At 30.5% G+C, this 25,108-nt stretch carries 19 protein-coding genes; all 19 read left to right on the top strand.

Features of this window, described 5'->3' with window-relative positions; genetic code table 11:
* Positions 1-271: 271 nt before the first annotated feature.
* The 19 genes from CLAU_RS14710 (at position 272) to arcC (ending at position 24,974) form a co-directional block, all read left to right on the top strand.
* Positions 272-1,420 (top strand): DEAD/DEAH box helicase, encoded by a 1,149-nt coding sequence (locus CLAU_RS14710; RefSeq protein ID WP_023162961.1) that lies wholly within the window; start codon positions 272-274, stop codon positions 1,418-1,420.
* Between the two features lie 53 nt (positions 1,421-1,473).
* Positions 1,474-2,421, top strand: coding sequence for a magnesium/cobalt transporter CorA (gene corA / locus CLAU_RS14715; protein ID WP_023162962.1), 948 nt, complete (start codon positions 1,474-1,476; stop codon positions 2,419-2,421).
* Between the two features lie 129 nt (positions 2,422-2,550).
* Positions 2,551-3,258: a lantibiotic protection ABC transporter ATP-binding protein gene (locus CLAU_RS14720; protein WP_023162963.1), complete on the top strand. Its 708-nt coding sequence runs from the start codon at positions 2,551-2,553 to the stop codon at positions 3,256-3,258.
* A 5-nt stretch (positions 3,259-3,263) separates the two neighbouring features.
* Positions 3,264-4,028 (top strand): lantibiotic immunity ABC transporter MutE/EpiE family permease subunit, encoded by a 765-nt coding sequence (locus CLAU_RS14725; RefSeq protein WP_013237580.1) that lies wholly within the window; start codon positions 3,264-3,266, stop codon positions 4,026-4,028.
* Position 4,029: 1 nt separating this feature from the next.
* A complete protein-coding gene (locus CLAU_RS14730; RefSeq protein WP_013237581.1) occupies positions 4,030-4,803 on the top strand; it encodes a lantibiotic immunity ABC transporter MutG family permease subunit in 774 nt (257 codons plus the stop codon).
* Between the two features lie 200 nt (positions 4,804-5,003).
* Positions 5,004-5,663, top strand: a complete 660-nt coding sequence (locus tag CLAU_RS14735; RefSeq protein WP_023162964.1) for a response regulator transcription factor — start codon at positions 5,004-5,006, stop codon at positions 5,661-5,663.
* Positions 5,654-7,027: a sensor histidine kinase gene (locus tag CLAU_RS14740; protein ID WP_023162965.1), complete on the top strand. Its 1,374-nt coding sequence runs from the start codon at positions 5,654-5,656 to the stop codon at positions 7,025-7,027. Before CLAU_RS14735 ends, CLAU_RS14740 begins: the two co-directional genes overlap by 10 nt.
* A gap of 165 nt (positions 7,028-7,192) precedes the next feature.
* The gene (locus tag CLAU_RS14745; RefSeq protein WP_013237584.1) at positions 7,193-9,142 is read left to right on the top strand and encodes a DNA gyrase/topoisomerase IV subunit B; all 1,950 of its coding nucleotides are present in this window, start codon (positions 7,193-7,195) and stop codon (positions 9,140-9,142) included.
* A 78-nt stretch (positions 9,143-9,220) separates the two neighbouring features.
* On the top strand, positions 9,221-12,085 hold the full coding sequence (locus CLAU_RS14750; RefSeq protein WP_023162966.1) for a DNA topoisomerase IV subunit A: 2,865 nt from the start codon (positions 9,221-9,223) through the stop codon (positions 12,083-12,085).
* 554 nt (positions 12,086-12,639) lie between these two features.
* Entirely contained in the window at positions 12,640-13,629 is a 990-nt protein-coding gene (locus CLAU_RS14755; protein ID WP_013237586.1) for a lipoate--protein ligase, read from the top strand.
* 188 nt (positions 13,630-13,817) lie between these two features.
* Positions 13,818-14,372, top strand: coding sequence for a DJ-1 family glyoxalase III (locus CLAU_RS14760; protein WP_013237587.1), 555 nt, complete (start codon positions 13,818-13,820; stop codon positions 14,370-14,372).
* A gap of 49 nt (positions 14,373-14,421) precedes the next feature.
* Positions 14,422-15,654, top strand: coding sequence for a M16 family metallopeptidase (locus tag CLAU_RS14765; RefSeq protein ID WP_013237588.1), 1,233 nt, complete (start codon positions 14,422-14,424; stop codon positions 15,652-15,654).
* Between the two features lie 48 nt (positions 15,655-15,702).
* On the top strand, positions 15,703-17,478 hold the full coding sequence (recJ, locus tag CLAU_RS14770; RefSeq protein WP_013237589.1) for a single-stranded-DNA-specific exonuclease RecJ: 1,776 nt from the start codon (positions 15,703-15,705) through the stop codon (positions 17,476-17,478).
* A gap of 55 nt (positions 17,479-17,533) precedes the next feature.
* Entirely contained in the window at positions 17,534-17,989 is a 456-nt protein-coding gene (locus tag CLAU_RS14775; protein ID WP_013237590.1) for an arginine repressor, read from the top strand.
* Positions 17,990-18,303: 314 nt separating this feature from the next.
* Complete coding sequence (locus CLAU_RS14780) at positions 18,304-19,677, top strand: APC family permease (protein ID WP_029170014.1); 1,374 nt, start codon at positions 18,304-18,306, stop codon at positions 19,675-19,677.
* Positions 19,678-20,051: 374 nt separating this feature from the next.
* Positions 20,052-21,332: an arginine deiminase gene (gene arcA, locus CLAU_RS14785; protein ID WP_013237592.1), complete on the top strand. Its 1,281-nt coding sequence runs from the start codon at positions 20,052-20,054 to the stop codon at positions 21,330-21,332.
* A gap of 88 nt (positions 21,333-21,420) precedes the next feature.
* Positions 21,421-22,422: an ornithine carbamoyltransferase gene (gene argF, locus CLAU_RS14790; protein ID WP_013237593.1), complete on the top strand. Its 1,002-nt coding sequence runs from the start codon at positions 21,421-21,423 to the stop codon at positions 22,420-22,422.
* 72 nt (positions 22,423-22,494) lie between these two features.
* Positions 22,495-23,958, top strand: a complete 1,464-nt coding sequence (arcD, locus tag CLAU_RS14795; protein WP_013237594.1) for an arginine-ornithine antiporter — start codon at positions 22,495-22,497, stop codon at positions 23,956-23,958.
* A gap of 50 nt (positions 23,959-24,008) precedes the next feature.
* Positions 24,009-24,974 (top strand): carbamate kinase, encoded by a 966-nt coding sequence (gene arcC / locus CLAU_RS14800; protein ID WP_013237595.1) that lies wholly within the window; start codon positions 24,009-24,011, stop codon positions 24,972-24,974.
* Positions 24,975-25,108 lie beyond the last annotated feature (134 nt).

Raw genomic sequence — 25,108 nt, forward strand, 5'->3', positions numbered from 1 at the left:
TTCTCCTAAAGGATAACGTATTCTAAGTGCTAAAGATACTAAGAATACTTATACTAAGAATCAAAAACTGCAATAGTTTAATAATATTAATTAATACTATTTATTTACAAGTACGACTAACTAAAGAATAATTGTTATCCAATAACAATAATATAAACCTTTTCGGTTTCCTTGTCAATATAAAATATAAAATAATTCTTATTTGATTGAAAATTATTTTATATTGATATAATAGAAGAATAGATGTATTAAAAATTAAGGAGAAAAATATATGACAAAAGTTTTGTTTAATGAATTAGGTATAAATGGAGAAATAACAGAAGGACTAAAAAAGGAAGGCATTGAATATGCTGCAGAAATACAATATAAGGCCATTCCAGAAGCTCTTTTAGGTAAAGATATAGTAGGAGAATCAGAAACAGGCAGTGGAAAAACTTTAGCTTATATTGTTCCTATATTTCAAAAAATTGATTTCGAAAGTAAAGATGTTCAGGCATATATACTTGCACCTACACATGAACTTGTAATTCAAATACATAATGTAATAAAAGACTTAGCTTGCAATTCAGATATTCCAGTTAGATCTGCAGCTATAATAGGAAATGTAAATATAAAAAGACAGGTGGAAATTTTAAAAAATGAAAAGCCGCATATAGTAGTGGGTTCCACAGGAAGAATACTTCAACTTATTAAAATGAAAAAACTAAAATCCCATAATGTCAAAATCATTGTAGTAGATGAAGCAGATAAACTTTTAGATAAGAACAACATAAATGATGTTAAAGCTATAATAAAAACTACATTAAAAGAAAGACAATTAATGTTTTTTTCAGCTACAATAGATGATAGAACTTTAGATATAGCAAGGGACTTAATGAAAGATTACAAATTTATAAAGGCAGAACAAAAAACTTCTATGAATGAAAATATAAAACATATGTGTTTTATGTGTGAAAGAAGAGATAAAATATTGATTCTAAGGAAACTTGTGCATATATTAAATCCAAAGAGGGCCATTGTATTTGTAAATAAGCCAGATGAAATAGAAATACTTACAGAAAAATTAAAATATCATGAATTAAGAGCAGAAGCTATATATGGAGCAGAAGACAAGAAAGATCGTAAAAGAGCTTTGGAAAGTTTTAAATTAGGTAAAATTAATTTATTAGTAGCTTCAGATATAGCAGCAAGAGGACTTGATATAGAAGATGTAGATTATGTTTTCAGTTATGATATACCAGAAGATGCCGACAATTATTTACATAGAGCAGGGAGAACAGCAAGAGCTGGCAAGGAAGGTACGTCTATATGCATAATCACAAATAAAGAGCAGAAATTATTAAAACAATATGAAAAGGCATTTAATATAAAAATAAATTTAAAAGATATGTACAAAGGAAAAATAATAGAGCATAGATAAAAAATTGTTTTATAGCATACTAAATATTTTTTATATACAGGGGGATTGTAATATTGGTTACATTAATTAAAAATACATTAAAAGAATTTGAAAGTTTAGAAAAAGCTATATTTGAAGCTGAAAATACTAAAGAACCTTATTGGATTGATATAAATATGCCACAAGAACATGAGTTTTCAATATTAAAAAAACATTTTCATTTTCATCCTATTACAATTCAAAACTGTACGCAAAAAATTAAAAGATCTAAAATTCATGATTATAATGAATATCATTTTATAACCATTACATCAAGTGGAGACTTAGTAAAAGGATTTTTCCCTTATAAAAATATACATATATTTATAAACAAAGACTTTATAATAACGATTCATTATAATGAAAATAAAATAATTAAAAAGATATTTACTGAATTAAAAAAGAAATCAAATGTATGCATTAAAGGCACTGATTTCATACTATATGATATTTTAGATGAAATTGTGGATCAGTATTTTATATTGACGGATAAGCTGGAAAATCATATAGATATTTTAGAGGAAAAAGCAATGATGAGACCTGTTCAGCAAACAGCAACGGAAATAATGAAATTGAAAAAAAACATTATGAAATTAAGGCGTACAGTATCTCCAATTAGGGAATTGTTAAGTACATTATTGAGACATGATGATATAATATCTGAAACTAATAGAATATACTATTCAGATATATATGACCATATTTTGAGAATATATGATTTAATAGAATCAGAACAAGAAATGATAACATCCTGTTTGGAATTGTATTCATCACAGCTTTCAAATTCCATGAACAAGGTAATGAAACTTTTAACCATTATTACTACAATTATGATGCCTCTTACAATAATAACAGGAGTGTATGGAATGAATTTTGAATACATGCCCGAATTACATTACAGGTATGCTTATTTTATAGTTTTATTTGTAATGGCACTTATTACAATATGTGAGATAATATTCTTTAAGAAAAAAGGTTATTAACTATATTAAAGTTTGCAAAAAATGATCTCAGTGATGAAAAGTCACTGAGATCATTTTTTTAAATCCTTATAAAATCCTTAAAATTAGTATTTACAATTAACGTGAATTGATAAGGGAGGATTTATAAAGATGGAAAAATACATTTTACAAACAAAAAATTTATGTAAAAATTTTAAGGGACAGCTAGCGGCAAATAATATTTCGCTTGCAATAAAAGAAAATTCTGTTTATGGATTGCTTGGTCCTAATGGTGCCGGAAAATCTACTACATTAAAAATGATTACAGGGATACTTAAGAAAACTTCAGGTGAAATTATTTTTGAAGGACATCCCTGGAGCAGAAAAGATTTAAAAGATATTGGGGCACTAATTGAAGCTCCTCCACTATATGAGAATTTAACTGCAAGGGAAAATCTAAAGGTCAGAACTACACTACTTGGACTTAAGGAATCCCGTATTGATGAAGTACTTCAAACGGTTGATTTAACAGACACAGGTAAAAAACGTGCAGGTCAATTTTCCATGGGTATGAAGCAGAGACTTGGAATTGCTATTGCACTACTTAATCATCCTAAACTTTTAATTTTAGATGAACCTACTAACGGACTAGATCCTATTGGTATTCAAGATTTGAGAAATCTTATTCGTTCTTTTCCAGAGCAGGGTATAACAGTTATTTTATCTAGCCACATATTGTCTGAGGTAGAGCTTATTGCAGATCACATTGGAATTATTAGTAATGGAATTTTAGGATATGAAGCAAAAATCAATCCGGGTGAGGATCTAGAATCACTCTTCATGGAAGTAGTTAAAAAATCTAAAAGGGAAATGAGGTAATTAAAATGAGTTCATATTTGAAGGCAGAGAACTTAAAGTTAAAAAGGACGATGACTAAAAAACTTGTTTTGATTTTCCCAATTGTCACACTTTTTTTTGGTTTTATGACAGGAGTTTATTATCAATTAAATACATTTAATTGGTGGTACATGCTTATGCTGCCGGGAGGTGTTTCACTTTTCTGTGCACTTGTAAATCAAAAAGAAGAAAAAAAAATTAAATATAGAGCGGTTTTCTCTATGCCTATTGATTTAAAAAAAGTTTGGATTTCAAAGGTTATTCTTATAGCTGTTTATGTTTTATTTTCTTGCATTCTTTTGGCGTTAGGAGTTGGTATAGTAGGAAAATATGTCTTGCCAAAAGTTATTTCAAGTTTTGCTTTAAATTCTATAGTTACTATTCCAGGTATAAATGCAATTACAGCAGCTATTGTTATTGCAATAACGTCACTATGGCAAATTCCACTTTGTCTATTTTTAGCTAAGAAATTTGGGTTTTTTGTACCGGTTATTTTAAATGTTGCAGTAGGTATAGGCCTTAATGGAGCGATGGCTGTGAAATCCATCTGGTGGCTGTGTCCGTATAGTTGGACGAGTCGTCTTATGTGTCCTATACTCGGTATACTTCCAAATGGGCAGTTGCCAGTAGGAAAAGATACAATAATGCTTAGACCAGATGTTATTCCAGTAGGAATTGTGTTATCTATTTTACTATTTGTTGTACTACTTACTGTTACATCAAGTTGGTTTAAAAATCAGGAGGTGGTATAAAATGTTGTCATTATTTAGAGCTTTATGGGCTGACTTTCAAAAGCTAAAACATACTCAAATATTTTGGATTCATATTATAATTCCGATAATAGGTGCATTATTTTTTCTTGTCTGTTACAATTTATTTAACAAGGTAGAGACTATTGAAAAGCACGTACTTTATTTTGAATTACTTGGCATTGTGTTTCCACTTCTAATTGGAATAATTTGCAGCATGGTTGTTTCACAGGAAGAACAAGCAGGTCAATTTCAAGTGCTGCTCGGCAGCACAAAATCAAGAAGTATTTCATGTTTAAGTAAGCTGCTTACCTTGATTTTTATGGGAATATTTTCTTTATTTTTAGCTCTTGGTATAGTACTTTTTGGACTAAAATTGTTTTTATATGTATCCAACGTTCCTTATTTATTATATTTTCAGGTGTTTGGATGGCTTATTTTTAGTAATATATTTATTTATATATTAAGCTTTTTTGCCAGTTTAAAGTTTGGCAGGGGAGCATCTATTTTTCTAGGAATTGCAGGAATGCTTATTGCTGCGCTAATGATTACAGGACTGGGAGATAGATGCTGGATGTATCTTCCCTGGGCATGGGGTGTAAGGTTTTGTGATTTTGCTACTTTGAATTTTATGTCTTCAGCTATGCATAAAGAAATTCCTTATCTTTTACATAATATTCAAAAAGCATCGTGCATTACAGGTGCATATACTTTGGGAATATTGATGCTGCAACTTTTATGGTTTGAGTTTTGGGAAGGACGTAAGTCTGAAGAATAATATTTTTAATAACAAAGTACAAAGTTCAAATATCAGATAAGGATAATTTTCTTTCTGACGTTGGAAAATATTAAAATTATAGGTTTCCTGAGGTACGAGGGAAATCATCTTTATCTGTTCTTTGCTATTTTTACTTTGTTATTTAAAAAAATTTGTATATTAGAAAGTTGAGTTCTTAACTAATTCGAGGGGGGATAGCTATGGCCAATATTCTTGTAATAGATGATGAAGAGGACATTTTAGTACTTGTAAAAAATGTTCTTGCGAAAGATGGACATGTTGTTACAATTATCAATAATCCAAAAAAAATTCTGCTTAATGAATACGCAAAATATGATCTTATTTTATTGGATGTTATGATGCCGGATATAGATGGTTTTGAGTTATGTGAGAAAATTCGTGACATAGTGGACTGTCCAATTTTGTTTTTAACTGCTAAAACTATGGAAAATGACGTAATGTTTGGACTTGGAATAGGTGGTGATGATTATATAAAAAAACCTTTTAGTACAGGAGAACTTCGTGCTAGAGTAAATGCCCACCTGAGGAGAGAAAAAAGAGAAAAGCACAATATGATTTCTATCTCTGGTATGAAATTCAATTTGGCAAGCAAGGAAATTATTATAGAAGATAAAAAGGTACCTATGACAAAAAGTGAATATGCTATTTGTGAATTTCTTGTACGCAGCAAGGGACAGGTGTTTACAAAAGAGCAAATTTACGAAGCTGTATACGGATATGAAAGGGAAAGTGACAGCTCAGGGATTGCAGAGCATATAAAAAATATAAGGGCAAAGCTTGCTATTTTTGATTTATCTCCAATTAAAACGGTTTGGGGGATTGGCTATAGATGGGAATAAATAAAAAACCAATTACAATGAGAAGAATTTTTTTTAGATATTTAGTAACTTTAGCTATTACATTTATCATTGTTTCAGCATTGTATTTTGAATTTGTTTTTTTGCTTATAAAGGCTAACGTATTTTTACCTGCAAATTATAGTGAAAATCTAGCTTTAAATGTAAAATCTAAACTTCAATCAGCACAGACTATAACAGAAAATATGATCCCTAAAGGATGTAAATTTGTTGTTTTTGACAAAAGTTATAGAGTAGTTAAAACAGATTTAAATTCTAAAGATTTAGATGAAGCAAAAAGATATGCGAAGGGAGAGGGATATAATAACCATTGGGCGACGAAACAGTATTATATCATACAAAGAAAAAATGGTTTATGCATACTTCAGTATTATATTATAATGAGATACAGTTCTGACTTTTTAAATAGTAATTTACCTAATCCTCAAGGAATGTTTGTTTTAATGTATATTTTTTTATTTGTTACCATTATTTTTATAATTTCAACAATCTATGCACGAAAGCTAAAAAAACAGTTAAATCCCTTACTTGAAGTATCAGAAAAAATTAAACAACAGGATTTGGATTTTGAGATAACTCATTCAAGGATAAAAGAATTTGACAGTGTTTTATTGTCACTGTCAGATATGAAAGAGGAATTAAAAAAATCCCTAAAAGAGCAGTGGCATATTGAACAGGATAAAAGAAAGCAGATTTCAGCTCTTGCCCATGATATAAAAACACCCCTTGCAGTTATTAAGGGCAATGCAGAATTATTAATAGATTCACCTTTAAATGAGGAACAGAAGGAATATACAGCATTTATTCATAAAAATTCTAATCAAATTGAGAAATATATAAAAACACTTATTGAATTATCTAAAGCAGAAGAAGGCTTTTGCATACAGCTAAGTAAAGTGAACACAGAAAAGTTTGTAGAAAATATTCATAATCAATTAAATGCACTTGCATGTACAAAAAAGTTACAAGTTGAATTTGAGGAAGAGTGTTTGCCGCAAGAAATTATAATTGATCAAAATTTACTATACAGAGCAATTATGAATGTCATTTCTAATGGTGTGGATTACTCACCAGATAATGGTAGAATTTTTTTTAAAGCCGCAGGTTTTCAGGATAACATATGTTTTACTATTACTGATAGTGGTAAAGGCTTTTCAAATAGAGACATTAAATTTGCTGCAGGACAATTCTATATGGGTGATAACAGCAGAACGTCTAAAACACACTATGGTATGGGATTATTTATTGCCTGTTCTATCTTAAAACAGCATAAAGGAGAGATCCATATTGATAATTCACCTATTACAGGAGGAGGGCAAGTTACTCTTCAAATTCCAGTACAATAAAATTTATATGACATTTTTTGAAAATAAATTTGCATAATTTAAATATTACTTATATAATAATTTTGAAGTTAACTACCTTCTTTTTCGAGAAGGTTTTTTTTCGTAAATATGATGGAAATATAGAATTATTAATTATGAATATAAATATTTGAAAGGGGAAATTTTATGGAGGGCAAAGAAAGAAATGTCTATGATGTAAACTCCTTAACTTCATTGGAGAAACTTGAACCAGTACGTGTTAGACCGGGAATGTACATAGGCTCAACTGGCAGTAAAGGTCTCCATCATTGTATATGGGAGCTTTTGGACAATGCTATAGATGAAATTTCCAATGGATTTGGAGATAGGGCATATGTTACCTTAAACAAGGATGGCAGCGTATCTGTACAGGATAATGGAAGAGGAATACCTACTGGAATTCATCCTGTAAAGAAAAAAAATGGAGTGGAAATGGTGTTTACCGAACTTCATACAGGAGGGAAGTTCAATAATTCAGTGTACAAGACTTCAGGAGGTCTTCATGGTGTAGGGGCAGCAGTAGTGAATGCGCTCTCTACCTGGATGGAAGTAGAGGTCAGACAAAAGGGTCATGTATATAAACAAAGATTTGAATATGCTTATGATAAGTCACTAAAGAAGAATATGCCAGGAACACCAGTAACGGCTATTAAAGTAATAGGAAATACAGATGATACTGGTACAAAAGTAACCTTTATGCCTGATAACAAAGTATTTTCTACAACCGATTTTAAAATTGATGTAATAGATGAAAGGTTAAAAGAATTAGCTTTCCAAAATAAAGGTATAACTTTAAAATTAATTGATAATACAGGAGAAGAAAGAGTAGAAAGGGAGTACCATTCAGAGAGGGGACTTCTGGATTTTATAGATTATTTAAATGAGAGTAAAACACCTATTCATAAGGATCCAATATTATTTGAAGGAGAAAGAAAGATAAATGATTTAAGTATGTATGGAGAGGTGTGTATGCAATTTACAGATTCTACTACCTATCATATAGCAAGTTATGTAAATAATATTCCTACAACAGAATCGGGAACCCATGAAAGTGGATTTAAAACAGGTATGACCAGGGCTTTTAAAGAATGGGCTAAAAAATTAAATTTACTTAAGGAAAAAGATAAGGAATTTGAAGGAGACGACTTAAGAGAAGGGATGACAGCTATAGTTAAGATAAAAATAACTAATCCTATATTTGAAGGTCAAACCAAAACAAAGCTTGGAAATACAGAAGCCTATACTATGATGAATGATCTTGCCTATACAAAGCTTTCAGAATGGATAGAAGATAATAAAGATATAGCATCTGCTATAATAAATAATGCTCTCCATGCTGCGGCAAGAAGAGAGAAGATAAAAAAGATAAATGATGCGGAAAAGAAAAAGATAGGTAAAGGTGCGGCCCCTCTTGCAGGAAAAGTTGCCGTATGCACATTAAAGGATTCTTCAAAATGTGAATTTATAGTAGTTGAAGGTGATTCTGCGGGAGGCTCTGCAAAACAGGCTAGAGATAGAAGATTTCAGACTATAATGCCTTCTAAGGGTAAAATTATGAATACGGAAAAACAGAAGCTCGAAAACGTCCTTGGAAGTGAAGAACTCAAGATATTTAATACTGCTATAGGTACTGGAATACTTGAAAATTATAATGAAAGTGATTTAAGATATGATAAAATTATAATTTTAAGTGATGCAGATGTAGATGGATATCATATAAGGTCCCTTTGGATGACTTATATATATAGATATATGAGACAGCTCATTTCAAATGGTCACCTTTATATAGCACTGCCGCCCCTTTATAAAGTATATAAGCAGAATAAAGGCAAAGAGGTAATTAAGTATGCCTATAGTGATGAGACACTGCCAGATGCAAAAAAGAAAATAGGAAAAGGTGTGCTTGTACAGAGATACAAAGGACTTGGTGAAATGAATCCAGACCAGCTCTGGGAAACTACTTTAAATCCTGAAACGAGAACACTGCAGCAAATAACTATAGATGATGCTGCTAAAGCTGAAAAGATGGTATCACTTTTAATGGGAGATGTAGTTGCACCTAGAAAAAAATATATGTATAAATATGCACAATTTTAGATAATGCACAATTCGCAGTTAATGAAATTTAATTATATAACCTTATAGCCTAAAGTGAAAGAATCGGAGGAAATGGATTTGGTTAAGAACACAGTAATTCCAAAAGATAACAATATAATAAAAATTCCTATAGAAGAAGCTATGCCGGACAATTATCTTCCTTATGCAGTAGAAGTGGCAAAGGACAGGGCACTTCCTGATGTCAGAGATGGGTTAAAACCTGTACATAGAAGGATAATATATGGTTCATATATGTTAAAGGCTTTTCCAGACAAACCATATTACAAGTCTGCAAGGATAGTAGGAGACATCCTTGGAAAATATCATCCTCATGGAGATACTTCCGTATATGACGCCATGGTAATACTAGCCCAAGATTTTACAACTAGGATGCCAATTATAGATGGTCATGGAAATTGGGGAAGTCAGGATGGAGATAGTGCAGCTGCCATGCGTTATACAGAAGCAAGACTTACACCTATTGCTATGGAAATGATAAGAGATATAGAAAAAGGTGTAGTAAATATGGTGGACAATTATTCTGGATCTGAAAAGGAACCGGAAGTTCTTCCTGCAAGATATCCCAACTTACTTGTAAATGGAGCTTTTGGAATAGCTGTAGGTCTTGCCACTAACATACCCCCACATAATTTGAGAGAAGTAATAGATGCTACTGTAGCATATATTGATAATAGAGATATAACTGTAGAAGAACTTATGAATTACATAAAAGGACCGGATTTGCCTACAGGAGGAATAATTATAGGTAAAAAATCTATGATTTCAGCCTATGAAACAGGAGAAGGAAAAGTTACATTAAGGGCCAAGACTTCCATAGAGAAATTGGACAGCGGAAGACTTGGAATAGTTATTACAGAGTTTCCTTATAGAAGGAGTAAGGCAAAATTACTTCAGGTAATTTCTGAAATGACTGCAGATAAAAGGTATGCAAGGGCACTAGAGCCTATATCGGATATAAGAGATGAATCTGATAGAAGTGGTATAAGAGCAGTAATAGAATTTAAAAAATCTACAGATATGAAATTGGCTCAGAAGATTTTAAAATATTTACTGAAGAAAACGGACCTTCAATGCAATATATCTTTTAACATGGTAGCATTAGGAGATGGAAAGCCAATAACTATGGGATTAAAACTCATATTGAAATATTATGTGGAATACCAAAAAGAAATCATAACAAAGAGAACTAAAAGGGAATTGGAAGAAGCAAAAAAGAGATTTCATATTGTAGAGGGATTTATAAAAGCTCTGGGAATAATGGATGAAATTATAAAGACTATTAGAAGTTCTAAATCGAAAAAAGATGCGGCTTCAAACCTTATGGAACAGTTTGATTTTACATACCCCCAGGCGGAGGCTATACTGGAGCTTATGCTGTACAGGCTCACTGGACTTGAAATAGATTCTTTTGAAAAAGAACATGAAAAACTTTTGAAAGTTATAAAAAAACTTACTAAAATATTGGAAAGTGAGAAGGAAATTCTGAAAGTTATAAAAAAAGAACTTATTGAAGTTGGAGAAAAATATGGAGACGATAGAAGAACTGCTATTGTTGAAGAAGATGAGAAGGCAAAAATAGATGTAGATGAAATTATAATAGATGAAGATATAGTTATTACTATGTCAAAAGAGGGATATATAAAGAGGACCTCTTTAAAAAGTTATAATCGCTCTAGTGGAAAAGTTGAAGACATAGAATATAGAGAAGGAGATTTTAACGAGTATTTCATAAATTCCAGCACAAAAGATACCCTTATGTTCTTTACAGATTCCGGTGATATGTATAGGATTAGAGGAATGGATATCCCTGAGTTTAAGTGGAAGGAAAAAGGAGAAAAGCTGGATAATTTAATAAAGGGAATTGATTTAGAAAAAAATCATATAACTGCAGTATATAGTATAAAAGATTTTAATTTGCAAAAGGATTTTGTGTTTTTTACTAGCATTGGTGGAATAAAGAGAACAGGAATTGAGTCATTCGTCACAAATTATACAAAACTTATGGCATTGAAATTAAAAAATGGGGAAAAACTTATAGGGGTAGAACTTGTTGATAGAAGTGCAAATGTAGAATTTATAAAAGTAGAAACTAAGTCCGGACTTGAGTTTACAGTAAGAAGTCCAGAAATTAATTTAGAAGATAGAAATATAGTTACTACACCACTTGTTACATTACAAGGGGAAGATTTTGCGGTAAAGATGGATTTTTCAACAGAACCAGAATATAAAGAGTTTTACATAAACATAAATAAGTCTGGAATAATTAAAGTTTTAAATTCAGGAAAATCTTCTAAAAGTGTGTTTACCAATTCTTCAAGTTACATATTGATATTTACATTAGATGGAGAAGTTCTTTCTATACCTGCTTTTATGCTTCAGAACGTAGATAATAGTGGCATAGATATTAAGGTACTTATGAAGAATATAGACGTAGGTAATATACTAAAGATAATTTCTGTGGAAAATTTTGATTGTGGATATGTATACTTTTTTACCCAATATGGTATGGTAAAAAAGACCGCATTAATGGAATTTAAGCAGATTGCTGGATGTTCTACTGCTTATAAATTTAAGGATAAAAAAGATTCTCTTGTAAATGTAGAATACAGTGACAAGGAAGAAATAGAAATATTTTTAATAACTGAAAGAGGGATGGGAATAAAGTTTAAAGCAAATACCGTAAATACTATGGGAAAATTAGCTGCAGGTGTTACAGCTATAAGTTTAAAGGAAGATGATAAGGTAGCATATTGTTTTCTTATAGATGGTAATGATAGTAAAGATTATAAGCTAAATCTAATTTCTGAAAAAGGAAACAAAGAGCAGATAAATGTAAAAGATGTAGTTATTCAGAATAGAGCAGGAAGGGGAAAAAGCATTATGCTCATAGTTATGGATGATAAGGTTAAAAAAGTTTATTAAATACTTAATTTTCACGCATATGAAAATAATAATGTTCAAATAACAAGGAACAGATAAAGGTGATTTCCCTCGTACCTTAGGAAATCTATAATTTTAATATTTTCTTACGTTAGGAAGAAAATTATCCTAATTTGATATTTGAACTTTGAAATTTGTTATTTAAAGAGAGTCATACTTTAAAAGAACTAACATAACTGGTTCTTTTAAAGTATGGCTCTTTTCTGTGAGTTTTAAAATAAATAAGATAAAGATATTAAATACTCAACTTTTTAATAATAAACTATATATAGTATAATTGAGTTATAGTAAAAAACTATTAAATAGGTATTCTATTTAATAGTAAATTTATGCTTAGAAATATTTTTACAATAATGAAGCACATTTAAATATTTTGCATATAAGCCTTAGTAAAAAATTTGTAAAAAACTTAGAATTTTTTACTTAGATTTATCAAAATATTTGACTGGCTAAAGGTTGTAAAAATATTCGGAGAATAAATTAATTTTCAATCTAGAAATCATTATGTATTACATATGCGAAAAGGAGAAAAAATAATGATAAACGTTGTTAATAACTCAAATAATCCATATTTTAACCTTGCCCTTGAGGAATATTTTGTGAAATATAAAGATTTAGGGGAAGATATATTAATATTGTGGCAGAATGAACCAGTTATAGTAGTTGGCAAAAATCAAAATACTTATGAAGAATTAGATCTGGAATATGTAGATAAAAACAATATTAAAGTTGTGAGAAGATTGTCTGGTGGAGGTGCAGTATACCATGATCTTGGCAACTTGAATTTTACTATAATAAAAAATAAATCCAAACTGCATAAAAACGATTTCTCTTTCTTTTCACTGCCAGTAGTATCCTGTCTAAATAAGCTGGGAGTTAAAGCAACTTTCAGCGGCAGAAATGACATTTTAATAGATGGAAAAAAGTTTTCTGGTAATTCACAGTATTTTCATAAGGAAAAGTTATTGCATCATGGAACTATTTTATTTTCAAGTGATTTAACTATATTGTCAAAGGCATTAAAAGTAAAAAAAGAAAAATTTGAATCTAAGGGAATCAAATCGGTAAAAAGCAGAGTTACAAATATAAGTGAACATATTGATAAAGGATTATCTCTTATAAAATTTAAAGATATGTTAATTCAATGCTTTTTTGAAAGCAGAAAAGAAAATCCTAAAACTTATGTTTTAAGTGAAGAAGATACGAAAAATATAAATGAACTTGTTAACAATAAATATGGCACCTGGGAATGGAATTTTGGAAAATCTCCTAAGTTTAATTATAATAAAGAAATGAGATTTGATGCAGGAAGTATATGTGTAAAGGTAAATGTAATTGATGGAATAATGAAAGAATTTAAAGTAGAGGGCGACTTCTTTGAGGAAAATCCTATAAAGGAAATGGAAGATCTATTTATTGATAAAAAGTTTAATATTGAAGATATAAAAAATATTATAGAAAAAAATGATGTGTCAAAATATATTTTAAAACTAACTAATGATGACTTTATGAAATTATTTTTATGATTTTATCCGATGACTACCTGCTCTAATACTCTCACTTCTCCAAGTGTGAGTAAAGAGCAGCTACATCCCTGGATAACGATTTCTAAGCATCATGTGGAGTCAAAACTCCATCTGATGTCAAGAACTCTGTTTATATGTATAATTATAAATTTAATACTGTGTTATAATTTATTTGAGGTGGTTGTGTTATGAAAAAGGCTATAGTTTTACTTGCAAGAGGTTTTGAAGAAGTAGAGGCTTTAACTTGTGTAGATGTTTTGAGAAGAGGAGGGGTACACTGTATAACTTGTTCTATAAATTCTGAAGATGATGTAATGGGTACCCATGAGATACATGTAAAAGCTAACAGCTTATTAGAAAAAACAAATACTGATAAATATGATGCTTTAATAATACCTGGTGGAATGCCTGGAGCAGCTAATTTGAGGGATAACCCTGAGGTTATACAAGTTGTAAAAGACTTCAATAATTCTAACAAGATAGTAGGTGCTATTTGTGCAGGACCTATAGTATTAAAAAAGGCAGGTATTATTGAGAATAAAAAGGTAACTTCCTATCCAGGATATGAAAATGATATAGCACCTGTAAGCTATAGTGAGGATGTAGTGGTTCAAGATGGAAATATTATAACAAGTAGAGGTCCTGCTACTGCCATGCATTTTGCTTTTAAAGTTTTAGAAAATTTGGCAGATAAGAGGACTGTGGAAAAATTAAAGAAAGATATGCTTTTTAATTTAGTTTGACAGTATTATAATGTAAATAGAAAATATGAAATACATATGGAGGCAAAACTTGCAAGAATATATACTGGATAATGGGTTGAAATTGTTATATGAATATAGAGAAGGAAAAGTAACTTCCCTCTGTATAGGTTTTAATGCAGGGGCACTGGAAGAAGAAAAAAAATTTCATTTAGGTACAGCTCATGCAGTAGAACACCTTATATCTAAGGGAAGTAAAAATAGAAGTGAAAATCAGATAAATTCTGAACTTGAAGGTATATTTGGATTTGAAAATGCTATGACAAATTATCCCTACACAATTTATTATGGTACATGTCTCTCAGAGGATTTGGAAAGAGCAGTTGAACTTTACAGCGACCTGCTCTTGAATCCTCTTTTTTCAACTAAAGGTTTTAGGGAAGAGATAAATGTAATACTTCAGGAAGTTAAAGAATGGGAAGACGATATGTATAGGCATTGTGAGAGTACTCTTTTTAGAAATTCCTTTAAAAAAAGGAGGATAAGAGAACTTATAGTAGGCAATAGAAGCAGCATAGAATCAATTACTTTGGATGAAATAAAAAGTTTTTATGATGATTTTTATTTTCCTGAAAATTGTACCATTTGTGTATGTTCGCCTTTAAATATTAGCTTTATAAGGGACATAATAAGCACGTATTTTGGATTATGGAAAAGTGATTTAAAAAAATATGTGCATGAAAAAAGTTTGTGCGAAGCAGTGAGAAATGGAGTGTTTGAAGAAATTGTACCAGGTATAACTGGAGCTAAAATTCAATATATATTTGATATACAAAAATTAAATCATAAGGAATTCAAAGCGCTGCTTCTTCTTAATGCTGCTTTTGGACAGGGCACAGATAGTATTCTTTTTAATAAGATAAGGACAGAAAACGCACTGGCCTATGAGGTTAGAAGCAGCATAAAAAATGAAAGGGGAATAAAACTTCTTTCTATAAATATGGGCACTTCTTTTGAAAGTGTAAAAAGAGCGATTTCTATAACTTCAGACACAATAGACAGATTGAAATGTTTAAAAGGGTACTTTACTGGGACTAAAATAAAGGCTTTAAGTAAAAGTATAAATTTAAAAAGAGAAATAAAATTTGAAAGATCCATTGAATTTTGTAAAGAAGTTGTTACTTCTGAACTTATGCAAAGAGGGTGCAGGTATGATGGTTATTCAAATATATATAATTTAGATGATGTTCGGGAAGAAGATATAATTGAAGTTGCAAACAAGGTTATGGTTAAACCCTCTATACAGATTTTAACTGGAAACTAAATTAATTCACAAATTGTGAATTGATTACTAAAAAAGGGGGTGTTGTTATTGCAGGCAAGGTGGATGTTAAAAAGGTGTAAAAAAGATGTAAAAGCTATTGCCAAAATGGCAGGAATAAGTGAAGTTGTAGCTTCAATTCTTGTAAATAGGGAAATAGAAACACAGGGAGAGATAAAAAGTTTTATAAATCCCTCTATGAGAGATCTCCAGAATCCGCTGCTCATGAAAGATATGGAAAGTGGTGTGGATATAATATATAGTGCTATAAAAGAGAAAAAAAATATAGCAGTATATGGAGACTATGATGTAGATGGAGTAATGAGCACCTATATATTATACTGTGGACTTTTAAGGTGTGGTGCTATGGTAAAATATCATATTCCAGACAGAATTACAGAAGGCTATGGAATAAATATTCATAGTATAGAAAAACTCAAAGAAGATGGAATTCAGCTTATAATAACTTGTGACAATGGAATTTCGGCACTAGAGCAAATTAAAAGGGCTATGGAATTAAATATGCAGGTAGTCATAACTGACCATCATGATATACCTTTTTCAGATGATGAAGATGGGAAAAGAAAATTCTTAATTCCTGAAGCAGATGCTGTTATTGACCCAAAACAGGAAGACTGCAAATATCCTTTTAAAAAACTTTGTGGAGCAGGGGTTGCCTTTAAATTTATTCAGGTGCTTTATGATAAATTTAATATAAAAAAGGAAGAGGCACTTAAATTTATCGAGTATGCAGCTATTGGAACTATATGTGATGTGGTGGATCTCATAGGTGAAAATAGAGTTATAGCTAAAAAAGGACTTGAAATGTTAAATAACACAGAAAATTTAGGAATAAGGGAACTTATAAAAGAGACCTCATTAGAAGATAAAACATTGAATTCTTATCATATAGGATTTGTAATAGGACCTTGTATAAATGCTACGGGAAGACTTCAAAGTGCAGCTTTAGCACTGGAACTTTTACTTTGCAAAGATCCGGACAGGGCACATGAACTTGCGAAAAAACTTCATGAATTAAATATTCATAGGCAGGATATGACGATTAACAGTTTAAATAAAATAATAGATAAAGTTGAAAAGTCAGATTTGAAAAAGGACAAAGTACTTGTGGTATATGAAAAAGGAGTACATGAAAGTATAGCAGGAATAGTTGCAGGAAGGCTTAAAGAAAGATATAATGTACCCTCTATTGTAATAACTAATGGAAAAGACTTTTCTAAAGGCTCAGGTAGATCTATTGAAGGCTATAATATGTTTGAAGAACTTGTAAAATGCAAGGAGTTAATGTTCCAATTTGGAGGTCATCCTTTGGCAGCAGGGTTGTCTATAGAAGAAGAAAATATAGATAAGCTTAGAGATAGATTAAATAGAAATTGCAAACTTACAGATGAGGATATAATACCCAAGATTAGAATAGATAAACAGGTTCCCTTAAATAGCATATCTTTTAAAATGATAGAAGATATAAAGAGATTAGAGCCTTTTGGCAAAGGAAATTCTACACCTGTATTTGGAGAAAAAAATGTGGATGTATTTAGGGTTTATTTTATAGGTAAGGACAAAAATACTTTAAAACTATTCTGCAGGCTGAAAAATAGCTTAAACAAAATTGATGCACTGTCTTTTGATGGAGGCGAAAAGTTTAGACAATTGATATTTAAAGCTTATGGAAGTGGGGCAGCCTATAAAATTTTAAATAATGATTTTAAAAATCTAAAAATGGATTTTATATATTTGCCTTCTGTTAATGAGTATAAAGGGAATAGGAATATACAGCTTATATTGAAAGATTTTAGATTAGCATGAAGTAAAAATAAAGCTTGATTTATATTTTTAAAATTGATAAATGGAGAGATTATATATGAAAACTGAGAGACATACAAAAATACTTGAAATTATTAATTCAAAGGATATAGAAACACAGGAGGAGCTAGTAGAAGAGCTTAAGAGTGCGGGAATAGAAGTAACTCAAGCCACTGTGTCAAGAGATATAAAGAAATTAAAAATTACAAAAGTAGTGGGCCAAAATGGGAAATCGAAATATTCTGTTGTAAGGCATACAGGAAAACTATTTCCTGATAAAATAGTAGCTATATTTTCACAAACAATTATTGATGTACAAACTATGAAAAATTTTGTTGTAATAAAAACTTTATCTGGTTCAGCCAAGGCAGCAGCAGAAGCTGCAGACTCTTTAGCTTTCAGCGGGGTTATTGGCACTGTAGCTGGCAATAATACATTATTTGTAATAACAACAGATGAAAAAGCAGCCTTGAGTTTGGCTAAAAAAATTAAAAACATGATTTCTAATCAATAATGTTTCTTAGAAAGCTCAATTCATAAAATAAGACTTTTTTTGACTTTTATCATAGTAATTTTTAAAATATTTGCTAAAAAATGCTCTGTAAGGTATAATTATTCTGTAAAATATAATAACTACTGTAGTGGTTATTATATTTTACAGAATAGTTGTATATTGGTAATGTTCAAATATAGTAAGAGTGTTACAGTAGGTAGCCATAATATGAATATTTTAATATTATCAATAATTAGGAGGAGTATTCTGTGAACTTTATTAAAAAAAGAAGTGAAAACGATTTTAGAAATTCCAGTAAAAGTTATGGATATTTTATGGGCTTATTTCGAAAAAGAAATGTAAATAATCTTGAAAATTCTGTAGAAGCCAATGGATTAAAAAGAAAATTAAATGCTATTGATATAGCAGCGCTTGGACTTGGAGCAGTAATTGGAACTGGAATATTTGTCGTAACTGGACAAGGGGCGCATATGGCAGGATCAGCAGTTGTAATTTCCTACTTAATCGCAGCAATAACTAGTACTTTATGTGCACTTACTTATGCAGAACTTGCTACTATGTTTCCGGTTTCAGGAAGTACATATTCTTATTGTTACGTTGCCTTTGGAGAAATAATAGCATGGATTGTAGGGTGGAATTTAATACTTGAGTACCTAGTATCTGCAGCTATAGTAGCGTCAGGATGGTCATCAGTATTTGTAGGAATTTTAAAATTATACAATATATATTTGCCTGATAGTATTACCAAATCTCTTCTGTCAGGTGGCATAATTGATTTGCCAGCTGTACTTCTTATTATATTTATAACATATGTGTTGTATAAAGGTGTTTCAGAGAGTAGTAAAATAAATAATATTACTGTAATTATTAAAATTGCTGTAATCGTTATTTTTATAGCATTAGGTGTACCACATATAAATGTAAAAAATTATCATCCATTTGCGCCATTTGGATTAAAAGGAATAATGACAGCTTCTTCTGTTATATTCTTTGCTTATATAGGTTTTGATACAGTTTCAACTTCTGCAGAGGAAAGTATTAATCCTAAAAGAGATGTTCCAATTGGACTTATGATTTGTATGACAGTAATTGTTGTATTATATTTGGCTATTTCCTTAGTATTGACTGGAATAGTTCCATTTATGAAAATAGATGTAAACAATGCGCTCCCTTTTTCATTAGCACAAATAGGAATTAATTGGGGATCTGTATTAGTTAGTGTAGGAGCTGTGGTAGGTATGGTTTCAACATTACTTGTAACATTATACGGTCAAATTAGAATATTTATGACTATGTCAAGAGATGGATTAATTCCTAGTGCATTTTCTAAGATAACAAGTAGAAATGGGATACCAGGTATATGTACAATACTTACAGGTATTATAACGGGAATACTTTCAGGTTTTTTGCCATTCAATATACTTATGGATTTATGTAATATAGGGACATTATCTGCATTTGTTATGGTATCTATAGGTGTAATAATTTTGAGAAAAACAATGCCAAACGCTGAGAGAAAGTTTAGGTGTCCAGGAGTTCCATTTACACCAATTTTAACAGTAGCTTTTTGTTTGTATTTAATGGCTGGTTTACAACCTTTAACATGGATGAGATTTCTAATTTGGACAATAGTTGGTTTAGCAATTTACTTTTTATATGGAATTAAGCATAGTACTTTAAATTATTAAAATATATATAATTTCTAAAATAAAATTTAGGAGGATATCTTAAAGTTATCTTCCTAAATTTTATTTTTTTATAAAAAATTTTTTGAATATTTATAAAAAATATGCATATGAAAATCCAGTAGGAATAATAAATGTCATTTTTATGAATAATAAACATTCAAATACATGTATAAGTATGTCAAAAAATCAAAAAAAATAGAAAAATAAGGATTGACAACGTTATCTTATTAACATACAATAATAACCGTAGTAACCACCTAGATGGTTACTAATGCGATTAGTACTATAGCATTATTAAATGAGACTTTAATATACATACTTTGAAATTAAGTAATGTTGAGTTATCGAAATATTAGATGGGAGGAAAAATTAAGATGGAAACTAAAGTTTTAAGAAGAGATTCAGAAGTTACTTCTGAAAATGGTACTTCAAAAACAGCTTTAAATGTTACTTCAGAAATAGGAAAATTAAAAACAGTCTTATTGCATAGACCAGGCCAAGAGATAGAAAATCTTACTCCAGAATTATTAAATAGGTTATTATTTGATGATATCCCTTATTTGAAAATAGCCCAGCAGGAACATGATGCATTTGCTGATATATTAAGAAATAAAGGTGTTGAAGTTCTTTACTTGGAGAATTTGGCAGCAGAATCTCTATATGACACAGATACTAAACTTAATTTTATTAGTGAATTTATTGATGAAGCTAAAGTAGAAAGCCCTGCATTGAAAGAGGCGCTTACAGAGTATTTTTTAAGATTATCTAATAAAGATATGATTGATAAAATGATGGCAGGAGTTAGAAAAGAAGAGCTTAAAGATTATAAGAGGTTTTCCTTATATGATCAAGTAAATGATTCATATCCATTTATATGTGATCCAATGCCAAATCTATATTTTACAAGAGACCCATTTGCAACTATAGGAAATGGTATTACATTGAATCATATGAGAACAGAAACTAGAAATAGAGAAACTATATTTGCTAAATATATATTTAGATGTCATCCTAGATTTAAGGATTGTAATATACCACTTTGGTTTGATAGAGACGAAAATACATCTATTGAAGGTGGAGACGAATTAATATTAAATAAAGAAACTTTGGCTATTGGAATTTCTCAGAGAACTGATTCTGCTTCAATAGAAAAAGTTTGCAGAAAATTGTTCTGTAAAGGAAATAGCTTTAAGACAATTTTGGCATTCCAGATTCCTGTATCAAGAGCATTTATGCATTTAGATACTGTGTTTACTATGGTTGATTATGATAAGTTTACTGTTCATCCTGAGATCGAAGGACCTTTGGTTGTTTATGAAATAACAAAAGATAAAGATAGTTCAAGTGGATTAAAAGTAGTAAAACAAAATATTGAATTAGAAGAAGTATTGGAAAAGTATCTTGGAAGAAAGATTACGTTAATAAGATGTGGCGGTGGTGACAAAATACATGCTGCAAGAGAACAGTGGAATGATGGTTCCAATACATTAGCTATTGCCCCAGGTGAAGTAGTAGTTTATTCTAGAAATCATGTTACAAATAAGCTGCTCGAAGAGTATGGAGTAAAACTTAATATTATGCCATCATCAGAGTTGTCAAGAGGAAGAGGCGGCCCAAGATGTATGAGTATGCCACTTTGGAGAGAAAATTTATAATTTCAATAGTTAATATAGTATAACAAGATAAGTTATAACAAATTAGAAAATAAAATTTAAAACAATTACCGAATAAGGAGAAATTGACATGGGATTTAATTTAAGAAATAGAAGCTTTTTAACATTAATGGACTTTTCACAGAAAGAAATAAACTTTATGCTTGATCTTGCTAGAGATTTAAAGAGAGCTAAATACCTAGGAAATGAAGAACAAAAGTTAAAGGGAAAAAATGTAGTTCTTTTATTTGAAAAAGATTCTACAAGAACAAGATGTTCATTTCAGGTTGCTGCACAGGATCAAGGAGCTCATGTTACTTATCTTGGACCAACAGGAAGTCAAATGGGAAAGAAAGAGTCCGCTGCAGATACTGCAAGAGTTTTAGGAAAGATGTTTGATGGTATAGAATACAGAGGATATGCACAAGAAACTGTTGAAGATTTAGCAAAATATTCAGGAGTTCCAGTTTGGAATGGATTGACAGACGCAGATCATCCAACACAAGTTTTAGCTGACTTTTTAACAGCTAGTGAACATTTAAATAAGCCATATAATAAGATGACATTTGTTTATTCTGGTGATGGAAGAAATAACGTTGCAAATGCACTTATGATTGGTGCTTCTAAAATGGGAATGGATTTTAGAATAGTAACACCAAAAGAATTATTCCCAAAAGAAGAATTAGTAAATAAATGCAAAGAAGAAGCTGCAAAGAGCGGAGCTAAAATAACAATAACTGATGATGTTGCTAAAGGTGTAAAAGGTGCAGATGTCCTTTATACTGATGTTTGGGTATCAATGGGTGAACCTGATGAAGTTTGGGAACAGAGAATAAAACTATTGAAACCTTATCAGATTAATATGGATATGATAAAGATGACAGGAAATGAAAAAGTTATATTTGAACATTGCCTTCCTGCATTTCATGATTTAAAAACTAAAGTTGGAAAACAAATACATGATAAATTTGGTTTAAATGAAATGGAAGTTACAGATGAAGTATTTGAAAGTAAATATTCTGTAGTATTTGATGAAGCAGAAAATAGAATGCACACAATAAAAGCTGTCATGGTTGCTACTTTAGGAGATTAATAAAATAGTTTATGAACTATATTGTTATAAAAATAACAATATAGTTCATAAAACAATTAGGAGGTTTTATTTGTGGAAGATAATAAACTAGTAGAAGATAATGAATTGTCAGAAAATAATAAATTGGGGTTATTTTCACTTATAGCATTAGTTATCGGCTCAATGATTGGTGGAGGAGCGTTTTCGCTACCAGGTGATATGGCAAAAGGAGCTAGTGCAGGTGCAATTATTATAGGATGGTTAATTACTGGAATTGGTATGATAGCATTAGCTTTTGTATATCAAAATCTTTCAATGAAAAGACCAGATTTAAATGGTGGTATATATAGTTATGCTAAAGCTGGTTTTGGAGATTACATGGGATTTAATTCAGCTTGGGGATATTGGTTAAGTGCATTAATTGGTAATGTATCTTATTTGGTAATGATGTTTGGAGCTGTTGGATACTTTTTTCCTGTATTCGGAAAAGGAAATAATTTAGCATCTGTTGTTTGCGCATCTATTATGTTGTGGCTTATTCAAGGTTTGATATTAAAAGGAGTAAAACAAGCTGCTATAGTAAATGTTATCACTACAATTGCAAAGTTAGTGCCAATATTCCTATTTGTAATTATAGCTATCATAATGTTTAAAGTTAATATATTTACCTTAGATTTTTGGGGTGGTTCTACTCCTAGCCTAGGGGGAGTTGTAGCTCAAGTTAAAAGTACCATGTTAGTAACATTATGGGTTTTTATAGGAATTGAAGGAGCTGTAGTTGTTTCAGGTAGAGCTAAAAGAAGAAGTGATGTAGGAAAAGCTACAGTAATAGGCTTGGTTGGAACATTAGTCATATATATTTTAATAACACTATTATCTTTAGGAATAATGAATAGGGCTCGTCTTTCTGGTTTAGACACTCCATCAATGGCATATGTACTTGAAAGTGTTGTTGGAAAGTGGGGAGCAATCGTAATAAATTTAGGATTGGTAATTTCTTTGTTAGGAGCAACTTTAGGTTGGACTCTTTTGGCAGCAGAAATTCCGTATATAGCTGCAAAAGATGGTATGTTCCCGAAAGTATTTGCTAAAGAAAATAAAAATGGATCAGCAGTAAATTCTTTATGGATTACTAATATATTAGTAGAAATTTCACTTATACTAACACTGTTTTCTAGTAGTACCTATCAAATACTATATTCAATAGCAAGTGGAGCTATATTAATTCCTTATTTTCTTAGTGCACTGTTTGGGCTAAAATTTGAATTAATGAGTAAAGAAGAAAATGGAAGAACTAAAAATATTATAATTGCATCAGTTGCAACTATATACACAGCATGGTTAGTATATGCAGCAGGGTTAAAATACGTTTTGTTAGAAACTATACTTTTTGCTATTGGCATAGTTGCATTTACAATTGCCAGCAAAGAGAACAATAGTAATAAGAAGAAAAATTATATTTTCTTATCATATGAGAAAGTGATAGCACTAATTTTCTTAGTAGCAGGAATAGTTGCAGTAGTTATGCTAGCAACAGGTAAATTGTCAATAAGTTGATAAATAAAGAGACGTATTGTTAAATATATTTTGATTTAGGAGGAGTAATAATGAAAATAGTAGTAGCTTTAGGCGGAAATGCACTACAAAAAGAAGGAGCACCAGCTACAGCTGAAGCACAATTGGATGTAATAAAAAAGACAGCAGTTTATTTAGCAGATATGATTGAAGAAGGACATCAGATTGTAATTGTCCATGGTAATGGGCCACAAGTTGGGAGAATAGTTATACAAAATGAATATGCTAGTAAAGTAACACCAGCTATGCCTTTTGATGTATGTGGAGCCATGAGTCAGGGAATGATAGGATATCATATTCAACAGGCACTAAGATGTGAATTGGTAAAGAGAGGTATAAGTAAACCAGTTACTTCTGTAGTTACTCAAGTTGTTGTGGATAAAGATGACGAAGGATTTAAAAATCCAACAAAACCAATTGGACCTTTCTATACTAAAGAAGAAGCTGAAAAAATTGTTAGTGAAAAAGGATATAAGATGAAGGAAGATGCAGGAAGAGGCTATAGAAGAGTTGTAGCATCGCCACAACCTAAGGAAATAGTAGAGATTAGTACTATTAAAAAGTTATTTAACGATGGACAAGTATTAATTACCGTTGGTGGCGGTGGAGTACCTGTAGTTAAAAATAGAAATGATGAACTAGAAGGAGTAGCAGCAGTTATAGATAAAGATTTTGCTGCAGAAAAACTTGCAGAAGATTTGGATGCAGATGTACTTATGATTTTAACAGCAGTAGACAAAATTGCAATTAATTTTGGCAAACCAAATCAAATTGATTTAGATACGATGACAATAGAAGAAGGAAAAAAATATATAGAAGAAAGCCAATTTGCTCCTGGAAGTATGCTGCCTAAAGTTAAAGCTACCATGAAGTTTGTTTCTTCTAAAGAAGGAAGAAAAGCTATAATAGCATCACTTGATAAAACAAAAGATGCGTTAAATGGAAAAAGTGGAACAACAATAAAATCAACAGATAGAGTATTATGTGCTAGCATATAGGCATAACAACGTATAAAAAATCTTTTGGATAAAAGGCTTATTTAAATGAAATTTAAACACATCTTTTATATTTTTCACATTCCTATGAGTTCATTTTTCTAAATATATGTGTACTTTTAGGAATTTCAAAATCA

The organism is Clostridium autoethanogenum DSM 10061 (assembly GCF_001484725.1).
Classification (GTDB): Bacteria; Bacillota; Clostridia; order Clostridiales; family Clostridiaceae; genus Clostridium_B; species Clostridium_B ljungdahlii.